We start from the raw sequence: 12,594 nt of genomic DNA on the forward strand, positions 1-12,594 counted from the left end.
ATTTTTCCCGACTTTTGTGCCAATTTCTCTCTGAGTCATGGAAAAGTGGGTAACGAGGGTTGCGATTCCGGATTTCGGTGGTTAGAATTCGCTCCGTCTTTGGGGAGTAGCTGGTCGCTAAGTTTTCAACTTGGTGATTCACACATCAACATATTTGGTACTCAATTACCATGGTGTGTGAGACCTGAGCCTTCAGGTTTAGCAAGACCTTAGACAAACAACGCGAACTGGGATAGGGCGTGATTGTTTGTCTACGGTTCGATAATAAACCCCTGTCCCACAGAGCATGTCATGAGCGTTTTAGCGATTTCAATTACTACGGTGGCTTTGGCTGAGATTGGGGATAAAACTCAACTGTTATCCTTGTTACTCGCCAGCCGTTACCGTAAACCCATACCGATTATTGCCGCCATTTTTCTTGCGACGTTAGCCAATCATGCACTGGCCGCTTGGCTAGGTGTGGTGGTCGCAGATTATCTTTCTCCCGACATTTTAAAATGGGTGTTGGTGGTCAGTTTCCTTGCGATGGCGGGTTGGGTTCTCATCCCAGATAAATTGGATGGAGAAGAGTCTATCTCTACTCGCGGTCCTTTTGTGGCCAGTTTTATTGCCTTCTTTATGGCTGAAATTGGCGATAAAACCCAAATTGCCACCTCGATTTTAGGGGCGCAGTATGCCGATGCCCTCAGCTGGGTGATTGTTGGGACGACCTTAGGTATGTTGCTTGCGAATGTTCCAGTGGTGCTGATTGGTAAACTGTCGGCCGACAAAATGCCGCTTGGGTTGATCCGTAAAGTGACCGCCGGTTTGTTTTTGGCGATGGCTCTGGCAACGGCATTTTACTGAGCGGTGAGCGCTTGATTTAGGCTTTGCAGCGTGACCTATCACCCATCCTGATGTGGATTATCATGCTAGGGTATGAGCAGGGTTCAAGAGTAAGAGGACACCATTATGCTGACTCGTTACATGGGGATGACACCAAAAAGCCAGAGTTACTTATTCAGTTTTGGCTTAGTGTTAACATTACTCGGTATGTCGTTAACCGATTTATGGATGCCGATGGTGGTGGGCGCGATTGTGATGACGGCGTTAGCGGTCGAATCTTGGATTCGCGTTGCCCATATTATTCCGCTGCACGATGAAGTGCGAGCGCTGCAAAAACAACTCAATAGATTGCAAGCAGAGCTGCGTAACCTCGAAGAAGAGTAAATCAGATTGCTATCAAAAAAGACTGCCTCGGCAGTCTTTTTTATTGTCATCCCTAAACCACCGCTTTTAGCGGTGGTGATTGTTTGTTAGGCCAACCCTTTTTTAATCAAGTACTGATAGGGCAGTTGGTCGATCTGCGCACCGAGTAATTGGTGATCCATAAAGCGGCAAAAACTCGGAATATCACGCGTGGTGGAGGGGTCATCGGCCGTAACCAATAACACTTCGCCGTCTTGCATCGTACGAATGGTTTTCCTGACCATCATCACTGGCTCTGGGCAGCGTAATCCTTCTGCTTCTAAAGTATGCGTGGCAATGTTCGGATTGAAAGTCATGCTAAAACCTGTTGGGTGTCACAATTAAGGCGTAGATGATACTGGTGGAGAAAAATTATTCAATAATCGCTTGGCAAAAGGATCATTTTGTTATAACTTCTTTAACAAGTTAGTAACAAGTTAAGCGAGGGAATAATGTTAACCACACTCGATAGACTGACCATCTATGCCGTTTTGTGTTTTATTTCCTTGTGTGCTTTGGGCTTGGGAGAGACCACACAAGCTCAGTTGATGCCAGTGTTAGGTACCGCTGCCTCCATCTTTGGTATTTGGCTAGAGATGCGCAGCGAACAAGACACCACTCAGCAACCACATCGTTAACCAACGTGACTGACTACGCTCAATTACATTCCGACACTATCCCCATTTTTCTTGGGCTTCCCCGCTGAAAGGCGGGATTTTTTTGCCTGCTATTTATAACCAGATACGTTCACCATGAGAAACCCGCCAACAGCGCGGGTTTCTTTCCATTTGAATCAATACGTTTTGGCTTAGAGTTTAACGACCACGCGGCCTGTCACTTGGCCATTGGTAATCGCTTCAGCGTATTCTGGCACTTGTGACAAGCTGATTTCGTAGCATGCTTGAGCGTAGTAGCTTGCAGGCAACAACTCCGCCAGCTTCTTCCATGCAGCAAGGCGTTTCTCGACAGGGCAAGAGACGGAGTCAACGCCCTGTAAACGCACATTGCGCAGGATAAATGGCATGACTGTGGTCGGCAGATCAAAACCACCCGCCAGACCACAAGCGGCAACGACCCCGTTGTAGTGCATTTGTGCCAGCACTTTTGCTAACACTTTACTGCCTACGGTATCGACCGCACCAACCCAGAGCTGCTTTTCGAGCGGTCTGGAGGCTTCACTAAATTCTTGGCGATCGATAACGCGCGAGGCACCGAGTTGTTCTAAAAGAGGGCCATTTTGTGCTACGCGTCCTGTCACCGCCACGACCTTATAGCCAAGCTGAGCAAGTAAAGTGACGGCGACAGAGCCTACACCGCCACTGGCTCCGGTGACTAAGATTTCGCCATCTTGCGGTTTGATGCCACCGTCAATCAGAGCCTGTACACACAACATGGCGGTAAAGCCTGCAGTACCAATCATCATGGCTTGCTGGCTGGTTAAGCCTTGTGGCAGTTTCACCAGCCAATCGGCATTTAATCGCGCTTTTTGCGCCATGCCCCCCCAATGATTTTCCCCTACACCCCATCCGGTCAGAACCACGGCATCACCGACTTGATAACGTGCATCGGCTGATTCCAATACTGTGCCTGCAAAATCAATCCCCGGAACCATAGGAAATTCACGGATAATTTTGCCTTTGCCAGTAATGGCGAGACCATCTTTGTAATTGAGCGAAGAGTAGTTGACCGCTACTGTCACATTGCCTGCGGGCAGCTGATCATCGTTAATTTGAGTGACCGTCGCGTGAGTAGTTTTGTCTTGTTGAGTAAGCAGCAACGCGTTGAACATATGGGATTTCCCTCTATTTATGCCTTTTCTACCTGAATGGACAAGTAGTCGGGTATGGATGGTAAAGCCAAGCGAAAGCGAGGAGTATGCCAGCCTATCTATGGAGCGGACTGGATATAGAACAAGTTTTAGCAAGAATTGTTCAGGAATGAAATGGTTGATTTTTCAACACTTGACCTTGGCCACTTCGCTCGATGCTGATGGCTCGCCGGTAAAGAGAAAGAGCCCCACACAAGGCGGGGCGAAGATTATTTAGCTAGGAAGAAACGATACGCTGGGTTATCGGTTTCATCTTTATAGCGATAACCGAGTTCAACTAAATGCTCTGAAAAGCGCACCAGATCTGGTGTATCGAGTTCAAAACCACACAGTACGCGGCCGTAGTCTGCGCCGTGGTTGCGGTAGTTGAACAAGCTGATGTTCCAGTGGGTGCCGAGCATACTCAAGAATTTGAGCAGTGCACCGGGGTATTCAGGAAACTCAAAGCTGTACAAACGCTCGGTCAGTGGTTTGGAAGGGCGACCGCCAATCATGTAACGAATGTGCAGCTTAGCCATTTCATCATCGGAGAGATCTTGCACCGGATAGCCGGATTGGCGCAGCTCGTGAATGATCGATTTCAGCTCTTCTGGACCGCCAACTAAGCGCACACCGACAAAAATATTGGCCAGTTGGTCGTCACTGTAACGGTAGTTAAATTCGGTGACGGCACGGTTACCAATAATTTGGCAGAAGTCGAAAAACGCCCCTTTGCGCTCTGGAATGGTCACCGCGAGTAAGCCTTCGCGTTTTTCACCCAGTTCGCAGCGCTCCGACACGTAGCGCAAACCGTGGAAGTTGGTGTTGGCGCCAGAAAGTACCGTCCCCAACTGTTTGCCTTTGAGCTGCTGCTGTTCGGCAAATTTCTTTAGTCCCGCCAGCGCCAATGCGCCAGAAGGTTCAGCGATCGCACGAGTATCTTCAAAGATGTCTTTCACCGCCGCGCAGATTTCATCACTGGAAACCGTCACGTGCCCATCAATGTATTGCTGGCAAAGGCGAAAGGTTTCATCGCCAATTCGTTTTACTGCCACACCATCAGCAAACATGCTGACTTGATCCAGCACCACGGGTTTACCCGCATCCAAAGCGGCTTTGAGACAGGCAGAGTCTTCCGGTTCAACCGCGATGACTTGGATCTCCGGCATCAACTGTTTGACCAGAACCGCCACTCCCGCCGCTAAACCGCCGCCACCGACCGGCACAAAAATGTAATCCAAGTGACCGTTTTGCTGCAGCATTTCCATGCCGATCGTGCCTTGGCCTGCGATCACCAAAGGGTGATCGAATGGCGGTACAAAGGTGTAGCCTTGTTCTTTGGATAAACGTTCTGCTTCAGCTTTGGCTTCATCGAAATTGCTGCCGTGCAGCAGCACTTCGCCGCCAAATCCGCGTACCGCTTCAACTTTAATGTCTGGCGTGGTGCGTGGCATGACGATGGTGGTTTTGATGCCAAGTTTAGTTCCAGACAGCGCCATGCCTTGAGCATGATTACCAGCAGAAGCGGCAATTACGCCCGCGGCTTTTTGTGCTTCGCTGAGGTGCGACACCATGTTGTAAGCACCGCGCAGCTTAAACGAGTGTACTGGCTGGCGATCTTCACGTTTGATCTGCACTTGGTTACCAATTCGCGCCGAAAGACGCGGCATGGTTTGCAATGGCGTGACGTTGGCTACCTCATACACCGGAGAGCGCAAGATCTGGCGCAGATACTCTGCGCCAGTTTGATTGGTTAACCCCATGGCTTAGCCCTCAAGTTTGGACTTATCGCGCACTGCACCTTTGTCGGCGCTGGTTGCCATGCTGGCATAAGCTTTCAGCGCCAAAGAAACGGTACGCTGGCGATCCACTGGTTTCCAGCCGAGTTTATCTTGTTCAGCACGGCGAGCTGCTAGCTCAGATTCGCTGACTTCGAGCGTGATCGAACGGTTGGGAATATCAATCGCGATGCTATCGCCACTGCGTACCAAGCCAATCGTACCGCCATTGGCTGCTTCCGGAGAGGCGTGACCAATCGACAAGCCGGACGTGCCACCGGAGAAGCGGCCATCGGTCAGTAGCGCGCACTGTTTACCCAGTCCCATCGATTTGAGGTACGTGGTTGGATAGAGCATCTCTTGCATGCCCGGACCACCTTTTGGACCTTCATAACGAATGACCACGACATCGCCGGCTTTGACTTGGCCGCCAAGAATGCCGTTGACCGCATCTTCCTGACTTTCATACACCACGGCAGGGCCACGGAATTTGAGGATACTTTCATCTACGCCAGCGGTTTTTACGATACAGCCATCCAGCGCCAAGTTGCCTTTCAGCACGGCAAGACCGCCATCTTGACTGTAAGCATGCGCTTTATCGCGGATACAGCCCTCTTGGCGATCGTCATCGAGCGTATCCCAGCGACAATCTTGCGAGAACGCTTGGGTGGTGCGAATACCGGCAGGACCTGCGCGGAACATAGTACGTACGGCTTGGTCTTCGCTTTGCTTCACATCGTATTGTGCAAGCTGTTCTTGCAGTGACATGCCCAGTACGGTGCGGGTTTGATCGTTGAGTAAGCCTGCACGTTGCAGCTCACCCAAAATCCCCATCACACCGCCCGCGCGGTGCACATCTTCCATATGGTATTTCTGAGTGGAAGGCGCGACTTTACATAAGTGCGGCACTTGGCGAGACATACGATCGATATCGGTCATATCAAACGCCACATCGCCTTCCTGCGCTGCTGCCAACAGGTGCAATACCGTGTTGGTGGAACCACCCATCGCAATGTCTAGCGCCATCGCGTTTTCAAACGCCGCTTTGTTGGCAATATTGCGTGGCAGAGCCGAAGCATCATCTTGCTCGTAGTAACGTTTAGTGAGCTCAACAATGCGTTGCCCTGCGCTCAAAAATAGCTGTTTGCGATCGGCATGCGTGGCGAGTAGTGAGCCGTTACCCGGCTGAGAGAGGCCCAGCGCTTCAGTCAAACAGTTCATCGAGTTGGCGGTAAACATCCCCGAGCAAGAGCCACACGTTGGGCACGCCGAGCGTTCAATCTGCTCACTTTGGGCATCCGATACTTTGGGGTCAGCGCCTTGGATCATGGCATCGACCAAGTCGAGCTTGATGATTTGGTCAGAAAGCTTGGTTTTTCCCGCTTCCATCGGGCCACCAGAGACGAAAATCGCCGGGATATTGAGGCGCATCGCCGCCATCAGCATTCCCGGAGTGATTTTGTCACAGTTGGAGATACACACCATGGCATCGGCGCAGTGCGCGTTGACCATGTATTCGACGGAATCGGCGATCAGTTCACGCGATGGCAGCGAGTAGAGCATGCCGCCGTGACCCATAGCGATACCGTCATCGACCGCAATGGTGTTGAACTCTTTGGCAATGCCGCCAGCGGCTTCAATTTCACGCGCAACCAGTTGGCCGAGATCTTTTAAATGCACATGGCCGGGAACAAATTGAGTGAAGGAGTTGACCACCGCAATGATCGGTTTACCAAAATCTTCCTCTTTGACGCCGGTGGCGCGCCATAATGCGCGCGCACCCGCCATGTTACGTCCGTGTGTGGTGGTAGCGGAACGGTACTTAGGCATGGAAACTCCTTACTTCGCTGCTGGGTAAACGTAATCCAACCAGCCCCACTTATCTTCTGTGGTGCCTTTGAACAGACCAAAGTAAGCATCTTGTACTACCTTGGTGATGGGGCCGCGTTTGCCTGCACCCACGGTGATCTTATCCACACTACGCACCGGAACCACTTCGGCTGCGGTACCGGTCATGAAAATCTCATCAGCCAGATAGAGCGCTTCACGGGAGATGTTAGCTTCGCGCACTTCATAACCCATGTCGCGTGCCAGCGTCATGATCGAATCACGAGTAATGCCCGGCAGGATGGAGCTGGTGGTCGGTGGGGTCAGGATCACGCCGTTTTTCACTACGAAAATGTTTTCGCCCGCACCTTCAGAAAGATAACCATCGACACTCAGCGCGATGCCTTCCGCGTAACCGTGGCGACGTGCTTCGCCACCAACCAGTAGAGAAGATAGGTAGTTACCGCCCGCTTTTGCCGCGGTTGGAATGGTGTTCGGTGCCGCACGATGCCAGCTTGAAACCATGGCATCCACGCCATTTTCTAGCGCTTCTTCACCGAGGTAAGCACCCCAAGGGAAAGCGGCAATCATCAGATCCATTTCGGTGCCGACTGGTGGACACACGCCAAGACCCACGTTACCCACATACGCCAGTGGGCGAATGTAAGCGTTATCGAGTTTGTTGACGCGTAAGGTTTCGCGCGTCGCTTCCATGATGGTCTCAATCGAATAAGGGATTGGGAAGCGGTAGATTTTGGCTGAATCAAGCAGGCGCTGCGCGTGTTCGCGATGGCGGAAGATGATAGGGCCTTTTGGGGTGTTGTAGCAGCGAACGCCTTCAAACACCGAAGTGCCGTAGTGCATTGCATGGGTGAGTACGTGAACGGTCGCATTCGCCCATGGGATCATCTCGCCATTGAACCAAATGTAATCAGCAGTTTTTGTTGCCATGATTGCCTTCCTTATGCGCAAATCTTTTGTTGTAAGTTGTTATTGGGCAGCTCGTCATTTCTGATCGCTGTGACTTCCACAGTACGCACATCCCACAGTTTTTCAATTTGATTGGTCAGGGTCGTGATCGGTCTGTCACTGTCGACAATGATCTCAACGCTGGCGATTTTGCTTTCATGATTTTGGGTTGCCGCGACTTGCTTGATGACAAAACCACGATGACGCGTCACGCGCAAAACGCGCTCTAATAAAACCGGTTTATCGTCCGCTTTAATATCGAGTAGATAACGTTGCATGTGGCCTCTCCCTAGGTGTTCTCAAGCATGTCAGTGTTGGATGCGCCCGGTGGCACCAGTGGCCACACGTTCTCTTCTTCATCAATCAGCACGTGCAGTAGATAAGCGGTTTTGCTGGCGAGCATTTCACGCAGTGCAGGCTCGACTTCTTCTTTGCGGCTGATGGTTTTGCCGGGGATGTTGAAGGCTTTGGCCAGCATCACGAAGTCTGGGTTGTCATCCAAAATGGTTTCGCTGTGGCGACCATCAAAGAACAGTGATTGCCATTGGCGCACCATGCCCAAACGTTGGTTATCCAGCAGCACCATTTTGACGGGGATCTGGCGACGCTTCAGCGTGCCAAGCTCTTGCACGTTCATCATGAAAGAACCATCACCGCTGATCAGGATCGATTGATCGTCAGGACGCGCGACCGCAGCCCCCATTGCCGCCGGTAAACCAAAGCCCATGGTGCCAAGGCCTGCGGACGAGATGAAGTTTTGTGGTGCGCGCGGTTGAATGTGCTGCGCGGCCCACATTTGGTGTTGGCCAACGTCGGTCGAGACAATCGAAGAGTCCGGCATCATGTCCGACAGTTGCTTGAGCAGCAGTGGTGCGAAGATGTTGTCGCCCGGATGATCGTAGCGCCATTTGAACCCGCTACGCAGGCTCTCACTATGATGTACCCAAGGGGATATGTCGTGGCTCAGTTCCAACTGCGGCAGGATGAGGTTGATATCACCGCGCAGTGCCGCGTGCGCATGACGCAGTTTGTTGAACTCGGCGGCATCAATATCGACATGGATCACTTTGGCGTGAGGTGCAAAGGTATCAAGCTTGCCTGTCACGCGGTCATCGAAACGCGCGCCAACCGCGATCAGCAAATCACACTCTTGTACGATCAAGTTTGCCGCTTTGGTGCCGTGCATGCCCAGCATGCCAAGATAGTGTGGGTCGTGACGCTCAATGGTGCCCAAGCCTTTGAGTGTGCTGACTGAAGGCATAGGATTGAGGCGTAAAAACTCACGCACTGTGTTTGTGGCATTCGCCAGTTGCACTCCACCACCGACATACAATACTGGGCGCTTACATTGCGTGAGCAGCGCTTGTGCGTTGGCTAGCTGCGTTGCATCCACCTGTGGCATAGCGGGTGGGGTAAAGCTTGGCAAAGCGGAGACCGGCGCTTTGCCGAGCTGTACGTCTTTGGCGATATCCACCAACACTGGGCCGGGACGACCGGTCTGCGCAACCTCAAACGCTTCGGCTAAGGTGGGTGCTAGCTCGTTGATGTCGGTGACTAAGTAGCTGTGCTTGGTACAAGAGAGCGACATGCCGATCACATCCATCTCTTGAAACGCATCGGTGCCTATGTGTGAGCTGGCCACTTGGCCAGTGATGGCGACCAGCGGAACCGAATCAAGAAAGGCATCCGCCAAGCCTGTCACCAAGTTGGTGGCGCCGGGGCCAGATGTGGCCATGCACACCGCCACTTTCTGCGTTGAGCGCGCCATACCAATCGCGGCCATGGCCGCACCTTGTTCATGGCGGCAGAGGATGTGCTCAACGCCTCCGTCATACAGCGCATCATAAATCGGCATGATAGCGCCGCCAGGGTAACCAAAAACGGTTTTGATGCCCTGTTGCTTCAATGCGGCAACGACTAACTGTGCTCCGGTCATCGTGCCTCCTTATGGCAACAATACGTGTCGCTGCCTTCCTGTGTGTTGTGTTTGCACTTCATGTGCCGCTCCCATTCTTCCTGCGTATTCTGGGGTTATTCCAACGGATAAGTACTGACCTGTATCTATCCGAGCTAGGGTATAACCTGTTCAGAATGTGCTTTTTTTAGTCTGTCTGAGTTGTAAAAAAACCCCCGGACTTTTCAGTGCGGGGGTTTTTTTGGATTTGGTTACTTATTTTTCGCCCACTCGCCCCCGCGTCGTCACTAGAATGACCACGATAATTAGGTTAATTAGAGCGTTGATGCGAGCGTTCAAGTTCATAGTAAAGTCGTTTGTTAGGGTTGAACTAATATCTTACCAATGTATTTGCGCTTCTAGTGTTAACACACATCTTCGTTACATGACAAGCAAAAACTCATTCTTTTTTCACATTCCCGTTTTATCTCACCACGCTATATAACCCATTCTGTGCTTTTTATCGCCACTTATTCAGGCGCTGAAGGCTTTTTGATCAAATACTAAGGGATGCAATGGGACTTGCGATCATTCATAGCCGCGCCAGTATTGGCGTGCAGGCACCTCCGGTCACGGTTGAGGTTCACATCAGTAACGGGATGCCGGGGTTTACCTTGGTAGGATTGCCAGAAACCACAGTAAAAGAGTCGCGCGATCGGGTGCGCAGCGCGATCATCAATTCTCGCTTTGAGTTTCCAGCGAAGCGCATTACGGTCAATTTAGCCCCAGCCGATTTACCCAAAGAGGGGGGACGTTTTGATTTACCGATTGCACTTGGCATTTTGGCGGCCTCGGATCAAATTGCGCGAACTAAGCTCGAAAGTTACGAATTTATCGGCGAATTGGCGCTATCGGGCGAAATTCGTGGCGTGAAAGGGGTGTTACCGGCCGCGCTCGCGGCTAACCAAGTGGAGCGCTGTTTGGTGGTGCCGCATAGTAATGGCGATCAGGCGGCTTTGGTCGGGGTTGAGCGGCATAAGTCGGCGCAAAGCTTACTCGAAGTGTGCGCGGACTTGTGTGGTCAGCAAACTCTATCTTTGTTTCAAAGTTCGCCCAGTGTGCAACAAGTGAGTCAGACGCGCGATCTGCAAGACATCATAGGTCAGCAGCAGGGAAAACGAGCTTTGGAAATCGCTGCGGCTGGCAATCACAACCTGCTGTTTCTCGGCCCTCCGGGGACGGGTAAAACCATGCTCGCTTCACGGCTGTGCGATTTACTGCCAGAAATGAGTGATGAAGAGGCGATGGAAACAGCCTCGATTGCCTCTCTCACGCAGCAAGAGATAAACCAACACAACTGGAAATTGCGCCCTTTTCGTGCACCGCACCATTCAAGTTCAATGGCGGCTTTGGTTGGGGGCGGCACCATTCCGCGCCCCGGTGAAATTTCTCTCGCCCATAATGGACTACTGTTTTTGGACGAAATGCCGGAGTTTGAGCGTAAAGTGCTTGATTCACTGCGTGAACCGCTGGAATCGGGTGAGATCGTGATTTCTCGCGCGCAGGGGAAAACCCGTTTTCCAGCACGCTTTCAATTGGTCGGCGCGTTAAATCCAAGCCCTACGGGCTACTACGAAGGCAGTCAGGCCAGAGCCAATCCGCAGAGTATTTTGCGTTATTTGAGCCGGCTTTCAGGCCCTTTGTTGGATCGCTTTGATATGTCGATTGAGATCCCAGCGTTACCCAAAGGTACGCTCGCCAATGGGGGCGATCGTGGTGAATCGACGGCGGCTGTGCGCCAGCGAGTGTGGGTAGCGCGTGAGCGTATGTTGGCGCGATCGGGCAAAGTGAATGCTTTGCTGCAAAGTCGAGAAATTGAACAGTATTGCCCTTTGCTTAAAGCGGATGCGGAATTTCTAGAAAGCGCGCTGCATCGCTTGGGTTTATCTATTCGGGCTTACCATCGCATCATTAAAGTGGCGCGAACCATAGCGGATTTGCAAGGTGAAGCGCAGATCGCTCGTCCACATTTGGCCGAGGCGTTGGGCTATCGAGCGATGGATCGCTTACTTAAACAGCTCAGTGCGCAGAACGTCTAGTACTCTGACCTGCAGAGTTCATGTTTCATTACGATGACAAGTTTGTATAATCACACGCTGTTTTTTTACTCATCTTTGAACTGAGAACTATGTTGGCTTACTTGCTCCTTGCGCTGAATGTGACCGTGGTGGTGTTAAATTCGGCCTTTCATTCGCTGCTGATCTGCTTGATTGCTTTGATTAAACTGTTGCTGCCGTCAGCCGCATGGAAAGCGCAGGCCACGCAAGCGGCGAATTGGGTGATGTGGTCATGGGCGAGTGTGAACGCCTGGGTTTTGCAGCTTTCCAACCGCGTGGAATGGGATATTCAAGGCGGTGAAACCCTGACTAAGCAGGGATGGTATCTGCTGATTTCCAATCACTTGAGTTGGACGGATATTGTGGTGCTGTGCTGCGTGTTTAAAGACCGCATCCCAATGCCGAAATTTTTCCTCAAGCAGCAACTGCTGTATGTGCCTTTCATTGGTATGGCGTGTTGGGCGCTGGATATGCCGTTTATGCGCCGCTATTCGCGTGAGTATCTGCTGCGCCATCCGCACAAACGCGGCCAAGATTTAGCGACGACGCGCCGTTCGTGTGAGAAATTCCGTTCGGTGCCGACCACAGTTGTAAACTATGTGGAAGGGACACGTTTTCATGCTCAGAAACAGCAACGCAGTGGCTTGGGTTATCAGCATGTATTGCAGCCGAAAACCGGTGGTATTGCCTACACGTTAGCCGCCATGGGTGAGCAGTTCGAGCATATTATTGATGTGACTTTGGCCTATCCGGATAACCGTCAACAACCGTTTCGTGATTTATTGATGGGCCGTATGCAGCGCATTGTGGTGCACATTGATTTGCTACCGGTGGATAAACAGGTACAAGGTGATTACTTCAACGATAAGCAGTTTAAGCGTCAGTTTCAGCTCTGGCTGAGCGAGGTGTGGCAGCGTAAAGATCAGCGATTAGAGCAGATTTACAAAGCCGATTAGCACTGAGAGGCTGATAAAG

General features: G+C 51.6%; 12 protein-coding genes and 1 riboswitch. Of the genes, 5 read left to right on the forward strand and 7 right to left on the reverse strand.

Going from position 1 to position 12,594, the window contains the following annotated elements:
* Positions 1-89: 89 nt before the first annotated feature.
* Positions 90-200: riboswitch (yybP-ykoY riboswitch) on the forward strand.
* 91 nt (positions 201-291) lie between these two features.
* Positions 292-846 carry a TMEM165/GDT1 family protein gene (locus CEQ48_RS18755; protein WP_089072241.1) on the forward strand — a complete coding sequence of 185 codons (555 nt, stop codon included), beginning with the start codon at positions 292-294 and terminating at the stop codon, positions 844-846.
* 105 nt (positions 847-951) lie between these two features.
* Positions 952-1,209 (forward strand): hypothetical protein, encoded by a 258-nt coding sequence (locus CEQ48_RS18760; protein WP_000958001.1) that lies wholly within the window; start codon positions 952-954, stop codon positions 1,207-1,209.
* Between the two features lie 86 nt (positions 1,210-1,295).
* On the opposite strand, the gene tusA is transcribed toward CEQ48_RS18760, so the two are convergent.
* Complete coding sequence (gene tusA / locus CEQ48_RS18765) at positions 1,296-1,544, reverse strand: sulfurtransferase TusA (RefSeq protein ID WP_000143765.1); 249 nt, start codon at positions 1,542-1,544, stop codon at positions 1,296-1,298.
* 135 nt (positions 1,545-1,679) lie between these two features.
* On the opposite strand from tusA, the gene CEQ48_RS18770 reads away from it, so the two are divergent.
* Positions 1,680-1,865 carry a hypothetical protein gene (locus tag CEQ48_RS18770; protein ID WP_000958278.1) on the forward strand — a complete coding sequence of 62 codons (186 nt, stop codon included), beginning with the start codon at positions 1,680-1,682 and terminating at the stop codon, positions 1,863-1,865.
* A 170-nt stretch (positions 1,866-2,035) separates the two neighbouring features.
* On the opposite strand, the gene acuI is transcribed toward CEQ48_RS18770, so the two are convergent.
* The 6 genes from acuI to ilvG all read right to left on the reverse strand — a co-directional run bounded on the left by acuI (position 2,036) and on the right by ilvG (position 9,544).
* Complete coding sequence (gene acuI, locus CEQ48_RS18775) at positions 2,036-3,016, reverse strand: acrylyl-CoA reductase (NADPH) (protein ID WP_089072242.1); 981 nt, start codon at positions 3,014-3,016, stop codon at positions 2,036-2,038.
* A gap of 248 nt (positions 3,017-3,264) precedes the next feature.
* On the reverse strand, positions 3,265-4,797 hold the full coding sequence (ilvA, locus tag CEQ48_RS18785; protein ID WP_000524705.1) for a threonine ammonia-lyase, biosynthetic: 1,533 nt from the start codon (positions 4,795-4,797) through the stop codon (positions 3,265-3,267).
* Positions 4,798-4,800: 3 nt separating this feature from the next.
* Positions 4,801-6,642 (reverse strand): dihydroxy-acid dehydratase, encoded by a 1,842-nt coding sequence (ilvD, locus tag CEQ48_RS18790; RefSeq protein ID WP_089072243.1) that lies wholly within the window; start codon positions 6,640-6,642, stop codon positions 4,801-4,803.
* Between the two features lie 9 nt (positions 6,643-6,651).
* Entirely contained in the window at positions 6,652-7,590 is a 939-nt protein-coding gene (gene ilvE / locus CEQ48_RS18795) for a branched-chain-amino-acid transaminase (protein WP_000201999.1), read from the reverse strand.
* Positions 7,591-7,601: 11 nt separating this feature from the next.
* Positions 7,602-7,886: an acetolactate synthase 2 small subunit gene (ilvM, locus tag CEQ48_RS18800; protein ID WP_001190201.1), complete on the reverse strand. Its 285-nt coding sequence runs from the start codon at positions 7,884-7,886 to the stop codon at positions 7,602-7,604.
* Positions 7,887-7,897: 11 nt separating this feature from the next.
* Positions 7,898-9,544 (reverse strand): acetolactate synthase 2 catalytic subunit, encoded by a 1,647-nt coding sequence (gene ilvG, locus CEQ48_RS18805; protein WP_089072244.1) that lies wholly within the window; start codon positions 9,542-9,544, stop codon positions 7,898-7,900.
* A 533-nt stretch (positions 9,545-10,077) separates the two neighbouring features.
* Here ilvG and CEQ48_RS18810 point away from each other — a divergent pair.
* On the forward strand, positions 10,078-11,601 hold the full coding sequence (locus tag CEQ48_RS18810) for a YifB family Mg chelatase-like AAA ATPase (RefSeq protein WP_000521796.1): 1,524 nt from the start codon (positions 10,078-10,080) through the stop codon (positions 11,599-11,601).
* 89 nt (positions 11,602-11,690) lie between these two features.
* The gene (yihG, locus tag CEQ48_RS18815; protein WP_089072245.1) at positions 11,691-12,575 is read left to right on the forward strand and encodes a 1-acylglycerol-3-phosphate O-acyltransferase, YihG family; all 885 of its coding nucleotides are present in this window, start codon (positions 11,691-11,693) and stop codon (positions 12,573-12,575) included.
* Positions 12,576-12,594: the final 19 nt, after the last annotated feature.

Source organism: Vibrio tarriae (genome assembly GCF_002216685.1).
GTDB lineage: Bacteria > Pseudomonadota > Gammaproteobacteria > Enterobacterales > Vibrionaceae > Vibrio > Vibrio tarriae.